Origin of the sequence: Hydrogenobacter sp. T-2, assembly GCF_033971325.1 — a bacterium.
GTDB classification, from domain to species: Bacteria; Aquificota; Aquificia; order Aquificales; family Aquificaceae; genus Pampinifervens; species Pampinifervens diazotrophicum.
Map to the genome: position 1 here is coordinate 874,294 of NZ_CP117180.1, position 18,215 is coordinate 892,508.

At 43.7% G+C, this 18,215-nt stretch carries 17 protein-coding genes and 1 tRNA gene; 2 read left to right on the forward strand and 16 right to left on the reverse strand.

Annotated elements, in window-relative coordinates; all coding sequences use genetic code 11:
* Positions 1-4 precede the first annotated feature (4 nt).
* From IAE16_RS05075 to IAE16_RS05125, 11 genes are all read right to left on the reverse strand, one after another.
* Positions 5-2,491 (reverse strand): type I restriction-modification system subunit M, encoded by a 2,487-nt coding sequence (locus IAE16_RS05075; protein WP_323699648.1) that lies wholly within the window; start codon positions 2,489-2,491, stop codon positions 5-7.
* 462 nt (positions 2,492-2,953) lie between these two features.
* Positions 2,954-3,952, reverse strand: a complete 999-nt coding sequence (locus tag IAE16_RS05080; protein ID WP_323699649.1) for a 3-dehydroquinate synthase II — start codon at positions 3,950-3,952, stop codon at positions 2,954-2,956.
* Between the two features lie 7 nt (positions 3,953-3,959).
* Positions 3,960-4,601, reverse strand: coding sequence for a (d)CMP kinase (gene cmk / locus IAE16_RS05085; RefSeq protein ID WP_323699650.1), 642 nt, complete (start codon positions 4,599-4,601; stop codon positions 3,960-3,962).
* Positions 4,601-5,698 (reverse strand): type IV pilus twitching motility protein PilT, encoded by a 1,098-nt coding sequence (locus IAE16_RS05090; RefSeq protein WP_323699651.1) that lies wholly within the window; start codon positions 5,696-5,698, stop codon positions 4,601-4,603. Before IAE16_RS05090 ends, cmk begins: the two co-directional genes overlap by 1 nt.
* Positions 5,679-6,701: a recombinase RecA gene (gene recA / locus IAE16_RS05095; protein ID WP_323699652.1), complete on the reverse strand. Its 1,023-nt coding sequence runs from the start codon at positions 6,699-6,701 to the stop codon at positions 5,679-5,681. Before recA ends, IAE16_RS05090 begins: the two co-directional genes overlap by 20 nt.
* A 12-nt stretch (positions 6,702-6,713) precedes the next feature.
* Entirely contained in the window at positions 6,714-6,983 is a 270-nt protein-coding gene (gene gatC, locus IAE16_RS05100; protein WP_323699653.1) for an Asp-tRNA(Asn)/Glu-tRNA(Gln) amidotransferase subunit GatC, read from the reverse strand.
* Positions 6,984-7,007: 24 nt separating this feature from the next.
* On the reverse strand, positions 7,008-7,493 hold the full coding sequence (gene lspA / locus IAE16_RS05105; protein ID WP_323699654.1) for a signal peptidase II: 486 nt from the start codon (positions 7,491-7,493) through the stop codon (positions 7,008-7,010).
* Positions 7,463-9,676, reverse strand: coding sequence for a phosphoribosylformylglycinamidine synthase subunit PurL (gene purL, locus IAE16_RS05110; protein WP_323699655.1), 2,214 nt, complete (start codon positions 9,674-9,676; stop codon positions 7,463-7,465). Before purL ends, lspA begins: the two co-directional genes overlap by 31 nt.
* Before the next feature lie 5 nt (positions 9,677-9,681).
* The gene (locus IAE16_RS05115; RefSeq protein WP_323699656.1) at positions 9,682-10,494 is read right to left on the reverse strand and encodes an enoyl-ACP reductase FabI; all 813 of its coding nucleotides are present in this window, start codon (positions 10,492-10,494) and stop codon (positions 9,682-9,684) included.
* Positions 10,495-10,505: 11 nt separating this feature from the next.
* A complete protein-coding gene (locus IAE16_RS05120) occupies positions 10,506-11,297 on the reverse strand; it encodes a 2-amino-3,7-dideoxy-D-threo-hept-6-ulosonate synthase (RefSeq protein WP_323699657.1) in 792 nt (263 codons plus the stop codon).
* A gap of 2 nt (positions 11,298-11,299) precedes the next feature.
* Complete coding sequence (locus tag IAE16_RS05125) at positions 11,300-12,001, reverse strand: energy transducer TonB family protein (protein ID WP_323699658.1); 702 nt, start codon at positions 11,999-12,001, stop codon at positions 11,300-11,302.
* Positions 12,002-12,021: 20 nt separating this feature from the next.
* Here IAE16_RS05125 and IAE16_RS05130 point away from each other — a divergent pair, with 20 nt between their 5' ends.
* Both IAE16_RS05130 and IAE16_RS05135 read left to right on the forward strand, forming a co-directional pair.
* A complete protein-coding gene (locus tag IAE16_RS05130; protein WP_323699659.1) occupies positions 12,022-13,002 on the forward strand; it encodes an NAD(P)H-dependent glycerol-3-phosphate dehydrogenase in 981 nt (326 codons plus the stop codon).
* A 124-nt stretch (positions 13,003-13,126) separates the two neighbouring features.
* Positions 13,127-14,188, forward strand: a complete 1,062-nt coding sequence (locus IAE16_RS05135; RefSeq protein WP_323699660.1) for an AI-2E family transporter — start codon at positions 13,127-13,129, stop codon at positions 14,186-14,188.
* Position 14,189: 1 nt separating this feature from the next.
* Here the strand turns inward: IAE16_RS05135 and IAE16_RS05140 are convergent, their stop codons facing one another.
* The 5 genes from IAE16_RS05140 to IAE16_RS05160 all read right to left on the reverse strand — a co-directional run bounded on the left by IAE16_RS05140 (position 14,190) and on the right by IAE16_RS05160 (position 18,213).
* Entirely contained in the window at positions 14,190-14,828 is a 639-nt protein-coding gene (locus IAE16_RS05140) for a helix-turn-helix domain-containing protein (protein ID WP_323699662.1), read from the reverse strand.
* 22 nt (positions 14,829-14,850) lie between these two features.
* A tRNA-Pro gene (locus IAE16_RS05145) sits at positions 14,851-14,923 on the reverse strand.
* Between the two features lie 6 nt (positions 14,924-14,929).
* Positions 14,930-15,172, reverse strand: a complete 243-nt coding sequence (locus tag IAE16_RS05150) for an HU family DNA-binding protein (protein ID WP_323699663.1) — start codon at positions 15,170-15,172, stop codon at positions 14,930-14,932.
* The gene (locus tag IAE16_RS05155; RefSeq protein ID WP_323699664.1) at positions 15,169-16,740 is read right to left on the reverse strand and encodes a S1 RNA-binding domain-containing protein; all 1,572 of its coding nucleotides are present in this window, start codon (positions 16,738-16,740) and stop codon (positions 15,169-15,171) included. Before IAE16_RS05155 ends, IAE16_RS05150 begins: the two co-directional genes overlap by 4 nt.
* A gap of 30 nt (positions 16,741-16,770) precedes the next feature.
* Entirely contained in the window at positions 16,771-18,213 is a 1,443-nt protein-coding gene (locus tag IAE16_RS05160) for an RtcB family protein (RefSeq protein ID WP_323699666.1), read from the reverse strand.
* Positions 18,214-18,215: the final 2 nt, after the last annotated feature.

Consider the following 18,215-nt stretch of genomic DNA (forward strand, 5'->3'; position numbering starts at 1 on the left):
TTTTTTAACCCCCATAATATCCTAACTTTTTCAAAAATTTCTCTAATTCCTTAACCTCTTTATCTCTCTCCTCCCTTAATTCCACAAGAGAAACTTTATATTTATCCCAAAGATTTTCAAAAATTTTTACAAGCTCCTTTTTCTCTGCATTTAGGTATTTCTCAAGGTAGTTCTCAATGGTTAAATAAAACTTTTCTAAAATTAATTCCCTTGCTTCATCTTCGGTCAATTCTTCCCTTTTTTGGGCTATAAGTTCCTCAAGTTCCTTTTCTTTATTTTTAAGTTCTCTTTTAACTTTATTCAATTCTTTATTTTTTTCTTCAATTCTTTGATGTCGTTGCCATAGCTCTTTGATAGCTTCTCTTGCTGTATTAGATAATGGCTCATTGTTAAACTTGTATAGCCTCGTAACTAAATTATTGTTCCACTTTTCATTTTTGGGTAAAAGTAGAATATCTCTTATCTGTTCTTTTATGTAGTCCATTACTCTTTTTGCTGTTTTTTCTCCATATTCTTCTTCATCCCAATCCTCAACTTCTTCTAAAATATCACTAAGTTCTGCCTCAATCTGTGTAATCTTTTCTTCTATTTCTTCAATCTCTTGTAATTCAGATTTAAAAAACTTTTCTTTTATAATCTCATCCGTAATTAGGTTTTTACTCCAGCCAACAGATATTATTGTTTTAAAATCATATTTCAAATCTTCCCACCAATTTACAAACACCCCAGCAATTTTAAACTCATCAAGCACACCAAGGGGAATAAGTTTTTCTTTTAGTCTCTTAATGCCTATATTTCTGAACCTCCATAAGTTATTATTTCCCTTGAGACTTTCTATTTCCTCCTTTATTTCCTCCCACCATTCCTTTAATTTTTTCATATGTTCAGATAATATTGACTTTAAATTTTCATTGTTTTCAATTATTTCCCTTATTTTGCTTTTGTCGTCTATAGTATATTCCAAATATTCGTCACTCTTTTCTCTTAGGAATGTATAAGGAGAAACGCCAAATTTCTTGAATGTTTCTCCATAAAGTTCTAATTCTTTTTTGGGCACACCACCGAAGAGATGGGCTCTTATGTCTTCTATTTCTGGGTCTGGAGAGTTATCTACATATCTACGAATATTTAAATTAAAATCATTTTCCTCTATTTCCTTAATATCTACAAGCCTTGAATATTTTGGAATTTCCCTTTTTTCATGAAAGACTGTGACAATCTTCTCAATATCCTCTGGTCTTAGATAGTTTTGATTTCTTCCCTCTCCATATTCTTTATCCGCATTTATAAAAAAGATTTTATTTTTTAAATGTTCTGGCTTGTTTTTATTAATAACAATTATGCAGGCTGGAATTCCCACATTATAAAAGAGTTTTGGTGGCAAGCCAATAATTGCTTCAATTAGGTCATCTTTTACTATTCCCTCTCTTATAATTTTTTCCTGTCCACCTCTAAATAAAACTCCATGTGGCATGACTGTTGCCAAAATTCCATTATTTTTCAAACTTGCAATCATATGCTGCAAAAACATTAAATCTGCCTTTTTTCCTGTCTCAGGTGTAAATCCATATTTAAATCTTTGAGGAAATTGCATATTTGCACGAGAATAATTCTGTGAAAAAGGTGGATTTGCCAGTATTCTATCAAATTGTTTTATGTATCCATTCTCTATAAATTGAGGGTTAGTTAAGGTGTCTTCGTTTTCAATGTGGGCATCTGGAATATCGTGAAGAATCATATTCATTTTGCATATGGACCAAGTAAGCCCGTTAAGTTCCTGTCCATATAGCCCCAAATTTCTTGGATTTTGTCCTTGTTCTTCAATATAATCTCTTGCCTCAATAAGAAAACCACCAGACCCAACTGTAGGGTCATAAATAGTCATACCTTCTTGAGGATTTACAAGACGAACCATTAACTTTCTTACATGAGGCGGAGTATAAAATTCGCCTCCCTTTTTCCCAGCAGAGTCTGCAAACTGTTTAAGTAGATACTCATAAGCTGCCCCAAGCAAATCAGGAAACTCAAAGTTTTCATTGGTAAGCTTGTATTTATTAAAGTGATGAATTAGGTCAATAAGTTGCTGATCTTTTAATTTTGTCTTTCCTTTAACTGCGTTAAAATCAATATGTTTTAAGACGCCTTCAAGCTCTGGGTTTGCCTCTTCTAATGCTGCCAAAGCTTTGTTTAAATTATTACCAACATCTTCCTTTAAATTGAGTATATTCTCCCATCTTGCTTTCTCTGGAACAAAAAAGGTATCTCCATAAGAATTAGGGTCTTCTAAAAGCTCATTAATTTGCTCTTCAGAAAAGCCATGAGATTTAAATTCTTCTTTTAACTTCTGCCTTTTAACCTCAAAAACATCAGAAACGCGCTTAAGGAATAGCATACCAAAGATATATTCCTTGTATTCAGAGGCGTCCATCTTGCCCCTGAGGATATCGGCAGCCTTAAATAAGTACGTTTCAAGCTCTCTTAAGGTTATCATGAGATCTTACCTATGTATAATCTCTAAAGAGCAAACCTGTTTTTATGTAGCATTGATACTGATTTATCCAGTAAAGTTTTACTTTCTCACAATTGTAAGGAATAGCATATTTGTGTCCTTTTATAGAATAGCTATATTTAGGAACAAATTCGTAATTCAAGATACGGCAAATTCCAAAATCTAAGTCCGATGCTTCAAATTGAAAAAGCTTTCTAAGTAATTCTTTGAGTTTTTTGAGACTGCCCATCACCGCCTCCAGCATAAATACCCTTTATACCATATTAATCAAAATCGAAATATATAACATTAATACCCTGCATATATATTCTAACACATGAAAAATAATTTGTCAACCTTCCTTTTGGACATCAGACGCTCTAAACAGAAGAACTGTCCGAGAGCTTTTAGGTCTGTTTAAAAGTAGAGGCTACGGAGTGGTAAAGGTTTAGTGTAGGCTTATGTCTACTTCTCCGTTATGGTCTCTTCCACCTTCATGCCAAAGTGCCTGCCGGGTGTTTCTATGTATCCGAGCACTTCATCGCCTTCCTTTAGCTCAGCCACAGATATGGGAGTGCCATCAGGTCTTGTAAGTCTTATGGTCTCTGCGTTTTGGAGCACCGCACTTAGCTTTTTCTTCTCATAAACGCCTTCCACCAAAAGCATAGGTCTTCTTTCCACCTTTGCCCTACCCACATAGACGAGCCTTCCTCTACCCGTGTAGTCATAAACCATCACAGGGTCTCCCGCAGAAAGTTCACAAAGATACTTGGTCTTGTTCTCTGGCACTCTTATATACATATGCACCGCACCTGCGTTTACCCTAAAGGGTCTTGAAGCCACGTAGGGGTTTTCTTCTGTCTCCGCATGCACCAAAAACATACCACCCGAAGAGTTTCCCACAAGCATACCTTCGCCTCTGTTTAGCAGAGAAGTAGTATCCACACAGACCCTATCTCCAAGACCAAGAGGCAATATCCTCGTTATCCTTACCACCACAAGGGGGAGTTTTTCTTCCTCCTCTTCAAGCACCTTTCCCACCCTCTTTATAGTGTTTATATCCTTAGTTTTGAGGACAATACCCTTTACACCCTTTTCAAGCACCCTTATGGCAAGTCTTGCCTCCTCTTCGTTTTTCACTACCGCATAGAGCTCTTCTCTCTGTGCTATGAGGTTTTCAAGGGGTATTATGGTCCAGTCAGTGGTCTCCACTATCACCTTTATATGAGGTGGAAACCTTCCTGCTCTTTCTTCGTCTTCTTTGCCTTTTATGAGAACATATACATAATCCTCACCCTCCTTGAGGTCTCCACCTTCCTTTGAGGCTACTTGAACCCTGCCAAGGGCTTTGACCTCCGAAGACCTTGAGGGGTCAGACAAAAGTATTACCCTTGCACCAGATTCAAGTGCGGTGGTTATTAGCTTTTTGTCGTATTCTTCCGCCCAAAACCAAAAGTCTTTCATAGGATAATTATACCCTTTCTTTTACAAGGCTAAGTATTTTTTCCACCACCTCCTCTGGGCTAAGGCTTGTGGTATCAATCACAATTGCATCCTCTGCAGGTCTAAAGGGATACAAGGGTCTATTTTTGTCCCTTTCGTCCCTCTCCACTATAGCCCTTAGCACCTCTTGGTAGTTGGCAGGTATGCCTTGAGCCATGAGTTGCTCGCACCTTCTTCTTGCCCTCTCTTCTGCAGATGCGGTAAGGAATATCTTTACAGGTGCATCTGGAAATATATGCGTTCCCACGTCCCTGCCTTCTGCTACCACCTGTCCCTCTCCCACCAAAGACCTAAAAAACTCATTTATCCTCTCTCTAAAGGCTGGCAGGCTGGCTATCTCAGAGGCGGTTTTCCCCACATCTTCAGAGCCAAGTAGTTGGCTTATGTCTTTTCCTTTGTAGAAGACCCTTGTCTCCGCAGGCAGGATTTTCACCAAGGGTGGGTTTTCAAAAAGTAGTATGGGGTTTTCCAGTCCTTCCTCTCTGTATATGTATGCAAAGGCTCTGTATACGAGCCCTGTGTTTAGGTAGGGCAAGCCGAGCCTTTGAGAGAGCTTGCGTGCTACCGTGCTTTTTCCACTTCCTGCGGGACCGTCTATGGCTATCTTCATCAGATAAAGCCTCTACCTCCAGAAGCTATACCCTTTAGTCTAAGCTCTAAATCTGTAGGTCTGCTTGCATACCTTATGGCGGTATTGTAGTCTATTAGACCATTTCTATACAGCTCTTCTAAGTGTTGGTCAAAGGTTTGAGTGCCATAGGCAGGCTTACCCTTTTCAAGAAGAAGGGAAATCTCGTCCAGCCTTGAGGGGTCTATGATGGCTTCCTTTATAGAAGCTGTGTTTATTAGGACTTCCACCGCAGGAACAACTCCTGTTTCGTCTGCCTTTGGGAGAAGTCTTTGGGAAAATATGGCTATTAGGGTTTCCGCAAGTTGTATCCTTATCTGCTCCCTTACCTCAAGGTTAAACATACCTATAAGCCTGTTTATGGTCTCTTTGGCATCCAGAGTGTGCAAGGTAGACATAACTAAATGTCCTGTTTCCGCTGCCTGCAGTGCTATCTGTGCGGTTTCTGGGTCTCTTATCTCACCTACCATAATAACATCTGGGTCTTCTCTAAGTGCTGCACGAAGTCCTCTTGCGAAAGAAGAAGTATCTATACCCACCTCACGCTGAACTATATAAGACTTTTCATCCCTAAAGAGGTATTCTATTGGGTCTTCTATGGTAACTATCACATCACTTCTCGTGCTGTTTATGATGTTTATAAGCGAGGCAAGGGTGGTGGATTTGCCCGAGCCTGTGGGTCCTGTGACAAGTATAAGACCTTTGGTATTTTCAAGAACGACCTTTTTCATCACCGCAGGGAGGTTGAGGCTCTCAAAGGAGGGTATGCTGTAAGGTATGGTTCTGAAAGCCATACCCACACTTGTCCTTTGTCTGTATACGTTTACACGAAAGCGAGCAACACCAGGCAGTGAGTAGGAGGTGTCCGCCTCTCCAAGCTCTTCAAACTCTGCAAGCTTCCTGCGATTTTTACCAAGAACCTCATTGAGGAACATTTCCATGACCCTTTCATCTATAACAGGAAAATCCTCCAGCCTCTGGAGTTTCTTTTTCAGTCTTATTACAGGTGGAGATGCTGTCTTTAGGTGTATATCCGATGCACCAAGCTCTACCGCTCTCTTAAGTATCAACTGGAGCAAGACCAGCTACCTCCCTTACTTTTTTTTCTATCTCATTGGCAATCTCGGGGTTTTCCATAAGAAACTTCTTTGCCTGCTCTTTACCCTGCCCCAGTCTTATATCACCGTAGCTATACCACGCACCGCTTTTGTTTATAACTTTTAGCTCGCTTGCAACATCTATAAGGTCGCAGAGCTTACATATACCCTCTCCATAAAGCACGTCAAACTCCGCTTCTTGAAAAGGTGGTGCAAGCTTGTTTTTTACCACCTTTACCCTTACCCTGCTACCCGTTTTCTCTCCGCTATCTTTTACGTCTCCTATCCTTCTCACATCAAGCCTCATGTCCGCAAAGAACTTGAGGGCTCTTCCACCAGGTGTGGTCTCTGGGTTTCCAAACATTACACCTATTTTCTCTCTGAGCTGGTTTATGAAAACAATAGCTGTGTTTGCCTTGTGAGCCATACCCTTTAGCTTCCTGAGTGCCTGAGACATGAGCCTTGCCTGTTTACCCACATGAGCTTCACCTATTTCACCCTCAAGCTCATCCTTTGGCACAAGGGCAGCGACAGAGTCTACAACTATGACGTCTACCGCATTGCTTGCTATGAGGCTCTCCGCTATCTCAAGAGCTTGCTCTCCGTAGTCTGGCTGGGATATGTAGAGGTTTTCCGTGTCCACTCCTATCTTTTCCGCATACTTGGGGTCAAGGGCATGCTCCGCGTCTATAAAGACCGCTATGCCTCCTCTCTTTTGTGCTTCCGCTATTATATGAAGGGCGAGGGTGGTTTTTCCAGAGGACTCTGGACCGAATATCTCAATAACCCTTCCCTTTGGTATACCGCCTATACCTGTGGCTATATCAAGGGCAAGAGAGCCTGTAGGTATAACATCCACCTTTACCTTTTCCGCATTTTTGAGAGGCATTATAGAGCCTTTGCCAAACCGCCTCTCTATGCTTGTAAGAGCATTTTCTAAAGCCTTCTTTTTCTCAAGGGTTTCCTTTTGGACTTCTTCTATCATATGTGTCTCCTCTTAATATTCTACCACTCTTGGCACTACAAAGAAACTCCCTTCCGCCTCTGGTGCCTGCTCCAAAACCAGTTGAGGGTCAAAGTCTTTTAAAGGCTCATCCTCTCTCATAGGTGTCTCCTCAAAAGGCAGAGTAAAGGGTTCTACCTCTGAGGTGTCAACCTCCTGGAGTTGTTCCACAAAGTGCAGGATGCTTGTAAGCTGTCTCTCAAAGTATTCCTTCTCTTCCTCCGTTAGCCTTAGCCTTGCAAGATGAGCTATCTTCTCCACCATAAGGATAGAATATAGCAGAGCCTCTTAATTTTTTCCACCCTTTGGTAAGAGTTCCCTAATGAGGAGAAGAAATATGGCGGTGCTTATGCTGGCATCTGCCAAGTTAAAGGCGGGCCAAGAAAGACCTCCATAGGAAAGATATATAAAGTCTCTTACATGACCCAGAAAAACCCTATCGTAGAAATTCCCAAGAGCACCCCCACCAACCATACCCATAAGAACTGGAACAAGTATGCCCCTGACCCTTACCGCATACAAAAAGGTTATAACAAGAGCAATCAGAGGAGTTATAAAAAGGACGGGAATTCTTATAAGGTCTGGTGCGTCCGCAAGAAGTCCGAAGGCTATGCCCCTATTGTAGACAAGCACAAGATGAAGAAAGGGCAAAAGGCTTATGTCCCTTTCTTTGAGAGAGGATTCTGCAAGACTCTTGGTAATGAGGTCAAGGCTTAGCACCGTGAGGACACTTAGCACATATATTAGAGCAATCTTTCTAAAGCCCTTTTCCATAACTCTTCAAGCTCTTCCAAAGGTAGTTCTAAAAGGCTTTCGTCGTTATTTGTTAAGGTAAAAGACCTACCCTCCTTCACCTTTCCCAAAAACATCCAATCAAGCCCATACTCTTCCACGAGGTCTTTAAAGGCTTCCGCATCCTCCTTTTTCAAACTCACAACCACAAGGGTAGGGTTTTCAGAAAAGAGAAAGAAGTCAAGCCTATCCTCCACGTATAGGTTTATGTCTATTCCCAGACCTGTTTCAAAGGTGCTTTCAAGGAGTGCTATGGCAAGCCCACCTACAGATACATCGTGAGCGGATCTGAGCAAACCCTTTTCTATGAGCCTTATAAGTAAGGCATGAAGTTTTTTCTCCTTCTCAAGGTTTACCTGAGGAGTCCTACCTGCTACTTTTCCGTGCACCACCTTTAGGTATTCACTGCCTGCAAGGGAAAACTCCCTCTTGAGGTCTCCCACCAAAAAGATAAGGTCTCCCTCCTCCTTAAAGCGATGGTCTACCCACCTTCCAGAATCTATGTAGCCTACCGCAACCAGTATGGGTGTGGGGTATATGTTTCTTATCTCCTCCCTTTCCACCGTTTCGTTATACAAGGACACATTACCGCTAATCACGGGAACTTCAAAGAACCTGCAGGCATCGGATATGCCTTCTATAGCCTTCACAAGTTGCCACATGACCTCTGGTCTGTCTGGGTTTCCAAAGTTAAGGCAGTCTGTTATTCCCAGAGGCTTTGCACCCACGCAGGCAAGATTTCTGAGGGCTTCCGCCACCGCATATTTTCCACCCTCATAGGGGTCAAGGAAAAACATCCTACCGTTGCCTTCCGATGTAATGGCTATGAGTTTTTCACTCCTTAACTCTGGCTTTTGAACCCATTTGACCCTGAGGATGGCGGAATCTCCCCCAGGCTTTAGGACGGTGTTTGTCCCCACTTGGTGGTCATACTGGGTGTATATCCACTCCTTTGAGGCTATATTGGGTGAGCTAAGGAGTTTAAGGAGTGCTTCCCTTAGGTCTATCTGAGGTAGCTCCTCTTGGTTAAAGGACCAAAGGGTCTTTAAGTAGGCTGGCTCTGAGTAGGGCTTTTCGTATACGGGTGCTTCTTCCACTATAAGGCTTGCTGGAAGCTCCGCCACTGTCTTACCTTCATAGTAAGCTCTAAACATTCCATCTTCTGTAAGCCTGCCTACCACCGCACCCTCAAGATGGTAATAATTGGCGAGCTCTAAGAGCCTTTGCAGTTTGTCCTCTTGTGTTATAAGTAGCATCCTCTCTTGGCTTTCTGAGAGGAGTATTTCAAAGGGTTTCATGCCCTCTTCTCTTAGAGGGACTTTTTCAAGCCATAGCTCCACGCCACACTTGGACTTGCTGGCAAGCTCCGAAGAAGCACCAGATAGCCCCGCCGCACCAAGGTCCTGAAGACCCGTTATAAGACCCTCCTCTATAACCTGCAGAACCGCCTCTATGAGCTTTTTGCCAAAGTATGGGTCTCCTATCTGGACGTTTGGTAGCTTCTCCTCCGCACCTTCTCCGAACTCCGCAGAAGCCATAACCGCACCGTGTATACCATCCCTTCCAGTGGCAGAACCAAGAAGAAAAAGAAGGTCTCCGGGTTTGCCCCTCGCTCTAAGCATCCTACCCGCAGGTAGAATACCAAGACAAAAGGCGTTTACCAGAGGGTTTGTCCTGTAGCACTCCTCAAAGTAGGTCTCTCCTGCCACGGTGGGAATGCCTATGCAGTTGCCATAATGAGATATACCACTTACCACTCCCTTTACTATCCTTTTGTCTATAGGTAGTCCAAACCTCAAAGAATCCACAAGGGCTATGGGTCTTGCACCCATAGATAGCACATCCCTTATTATTCCTCCCACACCCGTTGCTGCACCGTGAAAGGGTTCTATGTAAGAGGGATGGTTGTGGCTTTCTACCTTAAAGGCGAGCCAGACCTTGCTGTCAAGCTCCACCACTCCTGCATTTTCACCGGGTCCCTGGATTACCCAGTTTGCACTGGTGGGAAATTTTCTAAGGTGCACCCTTGAGGACTTATAAGAGCAATGTTCAGACCACAAAGCTCCAAGTATGCCAAGCTCCACCTCATTTGGCTCACGTCCGAGCCTTTGGACTATTCTTTCGTATTCCTCTTCCTTTAGACCATAAAGCTCGTAGTGTTTCATTCCTTTTATTCTCCAAAGACCTCCTTCTTTATCTCCTCTTCCCTTCCAAAGACACCCATTATATGGTAGCCGTTGTCCACGTGGATAACCTCACCGGTTATAGCCCTTGCCCAATCACTGCAGAGAAACACCGCTGTATCTCCCACATCCTCTATGGTTATAGCTTTTCCAAAGGGGTTTACCTTTATAGTGTGTTCCATAAGAAGGTGAAAGCCCGTTATGCTGTATGCGGCAAGGGTCTTTATGGGTCCTGCGGATATGACGTTTATTCTGTGTCCGTGCTTGGCAATATCATAGGCAAGGTATCGCACCGTGCTCTCAAGGGCGGACTTAGCAATACCCATCACATTGTAGTGTGGAACCACCTTCTCCGCACCGTAGTAAGAAAGGGTTATTATTGAGCCTTGTCTACCCTCCATTAGAGGCAGTAGCTCTCTGGTGATGGCTATAAGAGAGTAGACAGATATGTCCATTGCGGTCTTAAATCCTTCCCTTGAGGTGTCTATAACACCGCCTTTGAACTCTTCCTTTGGAGCGTAGGCTATAGAGTGAACTACGATATCTAAGCTTCCCCAAACCTTAGAGAGCCAATCCTTCAAGGCGGTAATGTGTTCGTCCTTTGAAACATCGCACTCAAACACAAGCTCAGAGCCAAACTCTTTGGCAATCTCTTCCACCCTCTTTTTGAGCTTTTCGTTGGCGTAAGTAAAACAAAGCTCCGCTCCCTCTCTGTAAAAGGCTTTTGCTATACCGTAGGCTATGCTACGCTCGTTGGCTATACCCGTTATAAGGGCTTTTCTGCCTTCAAGAAGACCCATACCATGCCTCCTCACTCTAAGATTTTTATAGCTTCTTCCACGCTTTTGCCTTCATGCACTATAAGGCTCAAGGCTCTTACCATGGCGACCCTGTTTTTTGCCTGAAAGACATTGCGACCTATAGAAAGACCCTTCGCACCAGCCCTTATAGCTCCATATACCATCTCAAGCACTTCCCTTTCTGTTTTCATCTTAGGACCGCCCGCTATAACCACCGGTATAGGAGAGCCTTCAACCGCTTTTGAAAAACTCTCTGAGTCTCCTGTATAGGGAACTTTAACTATGTCCGCACCAAGCTCTGCACCCAATCTGGCACAGTGAGCTACCACCTTCGGGTCATACTGGTTCATATCTTTGCCCCTTCCGTAGACCATGGCAAGCAGAGGCATACCCCACTCCTCGCAAACCTTAGAAACATAGCCAAAGTCCCTTAGCATCTCCCTTTCCATATCCGCACCCACATTTACATGGATAGATACACCATCCGCACCCAGCTTTATAGCCTCCTCTACCGTGCATACCAGCACCTTGTCATTTTTGGTAGGTGCCCAGTCAGTAGAGGCGGAAAGGTGGACTATAAGCCCTATATCTCTGCCCCTGCCCCTGTGCCCTGCCCTCACCATACCCTTGTGTAGCACCACTGCGTTGGCACCACCTTCTGCCACATCCTCTACCGCTTTCCTTATGTCCTCAATGCCTTCTATAGGACCAGAGCTCACCCCATGGTCCATAGGCACTATTATGGTCTTGCCCGTATCCCTGTTAATAAGCCTTTCTAACCTTACCTGTTTTCCTATACTCATTTTTAACCTCCCTTAAACCTAAAGGTTATTACACCAGTCTGGACTACGTTTTCCCTTATGGCTTCAAACCTTATGCCACGAACAAACTCCACCATCTTCTGGTCTACCTGTGGAGAGCCACTTTTTTGAATTATCTGAACCCTTGAAACCACACCTGATGGGTCTATCCATATCCTCACCCTCAAGGGGCTAAGTGGCTCATCAGAGCTTATCTTTGGAAAGGGTGGAGTGTATACGGTTGCTCTTCCACCACCCGATAGACCAATACCTCCAGGCGAGACAACTGCAGTTATATTCCCAATGTCCGTACTTCTTACACCTTCTTTCTCTATTTCCCTCTCCCTTCCTCGCACCCTCTGCTCAATTTCCTGGAGCAGGGAGGGTTCTTCCTTTGGTCTGCCTACGGGAACTTGTATGTCTCCTGTGTTTCTTGAGACTTCCATAGGGCTTGAGCTAACAAAATGCCTATCCTTCCTTACAATGCCCTCACCTGTTTGCTGTCTTAGATTGGGAGTGCCTTTACCAGAGGCGAGTTTTACTTCTTTAATTTCTGGCATTTCCTGAAGGTAAACCTCCATAGGCTTTGTGGGGTTTTTGACTTCAATTCTGACAGAAAGATACAAAGAGAGGAGGGTAAAGATTATCAAGTTAAGAACCAGAGACACACCCCAGTAAAGGCTGTTTTCAAGTTTTTCCTCAAGCATATTCTGATATAGTATAACACATGAACTTCTCTGTCCTTGGTGGAGGCCGTTGGGGCACTGCCCTTGCTTTACATTTAGGAAATTTAGGACACAGGGTTTTAGTCTTTGAAAGAAAAGAGGAAACAGTTAGGCTCATAAAAGAGGGAAAGCATCCCCACATGGAAGGGGTCAAGCTAAGAGGCGTGGACGCCACACAAGACCTTGACAAAGCCATTGACTTTTCGGACTACATAATAGTAGCTTTACCTGTCCAAGCTATAAGAGAGGTCTTAGGCAAGAAAGCCCTAAGTGACAAGAGGATAATCTCCGCCTCCAAAGGACTTGAGGTAGGGACTGAAAAAAGGGTTTCTCAAATCCTGCTTGAAATAGAGCCTTCTGTAAAGGTTTTTTGTCTTTCTGGTCCTTCCTTTGCCAGCGAGGTTTCCAAGGGCTTGCCCACTGCCTTGGTGCTTGCAGGGAATGACCTTGAGGAGATGGAGAAAGTAAGAAAATGGATAAGCTCTGAAAACTTTAGGGTTTACCTCTCCACAGACCTCATAGGTGTTGAGTTGGGTGGTGCTCTCAAAAATGTAATAGCCATAGCCTGTGGCATATCTGATGGACTTGGGCTTGGAGAAAACGCAAGGGCTTCTCTTATGACCCGTGGACTTGCGGAGATGGTAAGGCTTGGTGTCTCCCTTGGTGCAAAAAAAGAGACCTTCTATGGTCTTTCTGGCATGGGAGACCTCTTTTTGACCGCCAGCTCTCCACAGTCAAGAAACAGAACCCTTGGCTACCTTTTGGGACAAGGTCTTTCTGTGCAAGAGGCTCTCCAAAGACTAAACCAAACAGTGGAGGGCATACACACTGTCAAAGCGGTTTACAAGATTTCCACAGAAAGAGGGCTATACGCACCTATAAGCACTGCGGTCTACAAGGTCGTGGTGGAGGGCTTTCCTCCAAAGGAGACCGCTCTTGAGCTTCTGAGGAGACCTCCTCAAAACCCCCTTGAGACTCTATGAGCTCTCCATAAAAGTAATACTCTCCACAGCTTTCACACCTAAATATCCCACCACCACAGCATTCTATAACCTCAAGCAAAGCACCGCACTTTGGACAGTTTTCCATACTTTATAATTTATCCCTGTGAGGGAAAAGGTCTTTCTCTATTTTCTTCTTGCTCTGACGGTCTTTTTTGCTTTCTTTGCCTTCACCATGCTTCTACCCTTTTTAAAACCCATCCTATGGGCTATAATCTTTTCCCTTGTCCTCTACCCCCTGCATATGAAACTCTCAAAGAGAATAGGAAACACCATATCCGCTCTCTTGTTGACCCTTTTGGTGTTCCTGCTGGTGGTAGTTCCCTTTAGCTTGGTGCTTACCTTAGCCATAAGACAGTCCATAGAGCTACTACATTTTGCAGTAGGTTTTACCCAAAACAGTTCTTATGTAGATTTAATAAGGGCTGTGCTTGATCATCCCCTTTTTAAAAAAATTCTTACAGACCAAGAAATAAGTAGCTTTCTTGCGTATGTGGAGTCTGAGGAGTTTAGAAACATTCTTATAAGTGGTCTTAGAGACCTTCTTCAAAGAGGGCTAAACATCTTAGCTTCCATAGTCCCTGCGGTAGGGAGCTTTGCCTTCAAAACTTTTGTCTTCTTGCTTACGCTTTTTTTTATACTTAGAGATGGTCCAAAGTTTGTCAAGTTCGTGGAACGTTTTCTTCCCATGCATAGAGAGGACATAGAGCAGGTTTCCATCACCGTATACAAAACAGTCCTTGCCACCGTTTATGGGTCCATTGGTGTAGGCATAGCCCAGAGCACCGTAGGTTTTATAGGATACAAGCTGGCAGGCTTAGACTACGCAATCCTTCTTGCTATAGCAACCTTTATAAGCTCCTTTGTGCCACCCTTTGGTGCAGGCTTTGTATGGTTTCCAGTGGCACTATACACATTTGCAGTGAAAGGCGTATACGCAGGTGCCTTTATGTTCCTTTATGGCATGTTCGTTATATCCACCATAGACAACTTTGTAAGACCCCTCATAATGAAAATGGGTGTAAATATGCCCTACATAGTGCTATTCTTTTCCATAGTAGGTGGTTTGCTAACCTTCGGCTTTGTAGGCATATTCCTTGGACCTATAATATTTACCACACTGTTTACCCTCGCACTCATATACGAAAAGAGGATACTAAGAGAATAGCTTACTCCAACCCGTGCATCTTGAGGTTTTCCTTTATCCTATGGAGAAGCTCCGCTGGGTTCTTTATGGGATATTCCAACTCCTTAAGGACTTCCTTTGCGGTTCTACCCTTTATGTAAACACCCTCAAGCCTGTCGGATATAGCCTCTGCGGACTGGATAGGAAAGTCTGTCCCCTTGAGCCTTTTGAGCACCATATAAGCCCATGGGATGTCAAGGGCGTAAGCCACCCTCTCACAGTATTGGAGGAATACCTGAGGCTCTTCATGTCCTTCTTTCACCAGTTTGTAGGCAAGTTTGGCAATGCCACCAGCGGTATGCACTTTTAGTTCCTTCTTCTCTTCTTCAAGAAACTCCTCTATTCTTTTGAGCTTTTCAAGAGCGGTAGAAGGCTCAGCCCTTAAGATGTTTCTTACTGTTTGGACGGTAAGACCCACCTTCTCCGCTATTTCTCTGTCCGTTTTGAAATACTCTTCCCTAAGCACCACACAATAAACCGCTCTGGCAAGAGAGGGAAGCCATGTGAGGGTTTTGTATTCCGCCAGCTTTGAAAGACCACCCAACACATCAATAGACTTGAGGAAAACCCTCAAGACAAGAGACTCCATGTCCTTTTCTACAGCTTCTACAACTACGACCATGTCCCAACCTCCTCTTTTAAAATCGGGGTGACGGGACTTGAACCCGTGACCTCTGGCCCCCCATGCCAGCGCGCTTCCGCCTGCGCCACACCCCGTAGAGTTTACATTTTAAGCCTTTTAGCTTCTAATTTCAACCTGCTTATGAGCTTTTTGCTTGGTCTAAAAAGAACTCGCTTACCCTTTCTTTTAAAACTGCCAAAGCCTGAAATCTTTAGACCGTCCTCAGAGGCTACACCTTCCCTCATCCTATCTAACAGAAAGTTTATCATCTTATAGACCCTTTTCTTTGAGTAAACATGAGAATACTCTTCGTGTAGCCTCTCAACGAGGGTTTTCTTTTTCATATTTTCATCTTTTTCTTGAGTATGTCACCCAGTGTAAAGCCCTTGTCTGAGGTGGTTATTATATCTTCCTTCTTCTCCTCTTCTTTCTCCTTCATGCTAAAGGTTATCTTGTCTTGAGAAAGCTCTATTATTTTTGCTTCCACCTCTTGACCTTCCTGAAGTTTCACACCCTTTGGTATCTCCGATATGGGTAAAAGACCCTCTATACCCTCTGGAAATTGCAGAAAGGCACCAAAGGGGTGCATACTCCTTACTTTTAGCTTTACCCTATCTCCCACTTTGTAATTTTTAAGAACTGTCTCCCAAGGGTTTTCTGTAAGTTGTTTAAGACCGAGCTTTACGAACCTTCCATCAAGCCCAAGCACCGCAAACTCAAGAGATTGACCTGCCTGCAGCACTTCCTCTATCCTTCCGGGTTTTACCCAAGCAAGATCAGCCCTATGGATAATACCCTGCACGCCCTTTTCGAGACTGACTATAGCCTTTGCCCCCTCTATCCTTTCCACAGTTCCCACAACTCTACTACCAGCTGGATGTTCCTTTAGAAACTCTTCCCACGGTTTTGGAAGGGTTTTCTTTATGCTGAGAACCAACTTATGCCTTTTGGGGTCAAAGTCAAGCACTTGAGCGGACACTCTATCGGCCTTCTTGGGTGTAGTTCCATCGTAAGATATCTCTTCCTTTGGCACAAAGCCCTCTACACCCTCCATAACCTCAAGGATAAGACCATTTTCCCTTATCTCTACCACCCTTCCGTTTAACACTTGACCCTTTTGTATGCTTTGCTCCGCCTTACGCCATGGGTTTTCCTTTGTTTCCTTTAAGCTCACAAATATGAACTGCCCATCCTTGGGTATTCTCTTGACCTTTACCCTTAGTCTTTCGTCTATCTCTGCGTAATTGTATGGGTTTCTGTCCCTACCCCAGCTAAGCTCCTCAAGAGGCAAGAAGGCCCTTAGGACACTACCCACCAGCAAGGTTATACCCTTATCTGGGTCTATCTTTATCACCCTGCCCTCTACCACATCTCCCACTTTTATCTTAGAAAGAAGTCTTGTCTTCTTCTTTTCTTCTTGAGCCTTTATATAATCCCTTTGGGAGAGAGTTACCTTAAGACCATCCTCTTCTTTTTTGAGTTCTATTATCTTTGCCACTATTTTTTTGCCTTCTCTGAGGTTTCTAAGAGCTTCCTTAGCAGGAAGGAAAACCTTTAAACCGCTCACATCTACTATATAGCCATCGTCTCTTTTTTCTACCACCGTCCCTGTTATGAATTTGCCCTTTTCATAGCAGGCTTTCAAAAAGCCCGTTAGCTTGTTTTCAAGATATTTCTTGTAAGACAAGAGAGGGGAGCCATTCTTGGTAAACCTAACGACCACAGCCTTTATTTCATCACCCACCTTTGTATCTGGTAGCTCTTCCTTAGGTATTATACCCTCTACCTTGTAACCTATATCCACATAGAGATTCCTTTCATCTACCTTTACCACCCTTCCCTTTATCACCTCCCCTCTTTTTATTTCCTTCATCTCAAGACTTTCTTCAAGCAATTTCTCAAACTCACCCATAAGTTCCTCCAGAATTACTTATTATAACACTTAACCTTTCAAAGTGCCTAATGGTTTAAACCTTGCTACCAATTTGGCTATACTTAGGGAATGAACCACATAGGCAACTTCTGAGATATCCTTGTAAGCCTGTGGAATTTCTTCCGCAACGGTTCCCTTGCCCCTTGCCACCACCACGAGACCGCTAAGTACCTTTTCAAGCCCCTCTTTCCTTACAAACTCTTTTGCCTTTGTCCTTGACATAAGCCTCCCAGCTCCATGGCAAGCACTTCCAAAGCTCATATTCATACTACTCTCTTGACCCACAAGCAGGAAGGAATACCTTCCCACATCTCCAGGAAGAAGCACAGGTTGACCTATATCTCTATAGTCGGGAGGGATGTCTGAATTGTAGGGTGGAAAAGCCCTTGTGGCACCTTTGCGATGAACGAGTAGCTTTTTCCTCTTGCCATCCACCTTGTGCTCTTCAACCTTACCTATGTTATGGGCAAGGTCATAAATAAGCCTGTAGCCAAGCTCTTCCCATGAAAGTCCAAAAAACCTGCGAACCGTGTCCGCGGTCAGATATCCCAGTATCTGTCTGTTGGCAAAGGCATAGTTTGCCGCAGAGTTCATAGCTTTAAAGTAGTCCTGACCTTCTGGAGAGGGAAAAAGCATGCAGGCAAGTTGCATGTCTGGTATATCTATTTTGTATTTCTTGAGGGCTTCCCTTGCAACTTTTAGGTAGTCTACGCACACCTGATGTCCAAAACCTCTTGAGCCTGAATGCACCATTATGGTAACCTGTCCAAGGCTTAGCCCCAGCCTCTGTGCCACCTCTTCGTCATATATCTCATCCACATACTGCACTTCCACAAAGTGATTTCCAGAACCCACAGTCCCAAGTTCTTCTGCTCCTCTTTTAAAAGCCAAGTCTGAAACCTTTGATGGGTCAGCATTAGGAAGTGCGCCGTTGCTCTCTATATGCTGCAGGTCCTCCTCAAAACCAAAGCCTCTCTCTATAGCCCAGCGAGCACCCTTTATCGCAACCTCAGAAAGTTCAGCCTTTGAAAGTTTAAGCTTTCCTGTTGAGCCTACACCTGCAGGAACATTTTTGAGTATCTCCTGCATGAGCTCTTTTCTTACAGGCTGGACCATATCCGCAGTGAGATCTGTGGCTATAAGTCTTACTCCACAGTTTATGTCGTATCCTATGGACCCTGGGCTTATTATGCCTTCTTCTATGTCTGTTGCCATTACGCCACCCACAGGGAATCCGTAGCCTACATGCACGTCTGGCATCACATATATAGCCTTTTCCACCCCTGGTAAGGTTGCGGCGTGGCCTGCCTGCCTTATAGCATCCTCCTCTAAGAGTTCAAAGAGCTTCTCGCTAAGATAAAAATAAACTGGAACTTTTTGACCCTGTATCGTGCCCTTCGGAAGCATATACACAAAGGGTGATACATTAACCAGACTTTCCTTCAAGCCCATAT

Excerpts from the sequence above, each read along its gene's own strand:
- IAE16_RS05075 (WP_323699648.1), bottom strand. The coding sequence starts at position 2,491 with ATGATAACCTTAAGAGAGCTTGAAACGTACTTATTTAAGGCTGCCGAT.
- IAE16_RS05080 (WP_323699649.1), bottom strand. The coding sequence starts at position 3,952 with ATGAAAGACTTTTGGTTTTGGGCGGAAGAATACGACAAAAAGCTAATA.
- cmk (WP_323699650.1), bottom strand. The coding sequence starts at position 4,601 with ATGAAGATAGCCATAGACGGTCCCGCAGGAAGTGGAAAAAGCACGGTA.
- recA (WP_323699652.1), bottom strand. The coding sequence starts at position 6,701 with ATGATAGAAGAAGTCCAAAAGGAAACCCTTGAGAAAAAGAAGGCTTTA.
- gatC (WP_323699653.1), bottom strand. The coding sequence starts at position 6,983 with ATGGTGGAGAAGATAGCTCATCTTGCAAGGCTAAGGCTAACGGAGGAA.
- lspA (WP_323699654.1), bottom strand. The coding sequence starts at position 7,493 with ATGGAAAAGGGCTTTAGAAAGATTGCTCTAATATATGTGCTAAGTGTC.
- purL (WP_323699655.1), bottom strand. The coding sequence starts at position 9,676 with ATGAAACACTACGAGCTTTATGGTCTAAAGGAAGAGGAATACGAAAGA.
- IAE16_RS05115 (WP_323699656.1), bottom strand. The coding sequence starts at position 10,494 with ATGGGTCTTCTTGAAGGCAGAAAAGCCCTTATAACGGGTATAGCCAAC.
- IAE16_RS05120 (WP_323699657.1), bottom strand. The coding sequence starts at position 11,297 with ATGAGTATAGGAAAACAGGTAAGGTTAGAAAGGCTTATTAACAGGGAT.
- IAE16_RS05125 (WP_323699658.1), bottom strand. The coding sequence starts at position 12,001 with ATGCTTGAGGAAAAACTTGAAAACAGCCTTTACTGGGGTGTGTCTCTG.
- IAE16_RS05130 (WP_323699659.1), top strand. The coding sequence starts at position 12,022 with ATGAACTTCTCTGTCCTTGGTGGAGGCCGTTGGGGCACTGCCCTTGCT.
- IAE16_RS05140 (WP_323699662.1), bottom strand. The coding sequence starts at position 14,828 with ATGGTCGTAGTTGTAGAAGCTGTAGAAAAGGACATGGAGTCTCTTGTC.
- IAE16_RS05150 (WP_323699663.1), bottom strand. The coding sequence starts at position 15,172 with ATGAAAAAGAAAACCCTCGTTGAGAGGCTACACGAAGAGTATTCTCAT.
- IAE16_RS05155 (WP_323699664.1), bottom strand. The coding sequence starts at position 16,740 with ATGGGTGAGTTTGAGAAATTGCTTGAAGAAAGTCTTGAGATGAAGGAA.
- IAE16_RS05160 (WP_323699666.1), bottom strand. The coding sequence starts at position 18,213 with ATGGGCTTGAAGGAAAGTCTGGTTAATGTATCACCCTTTGTGTATATG.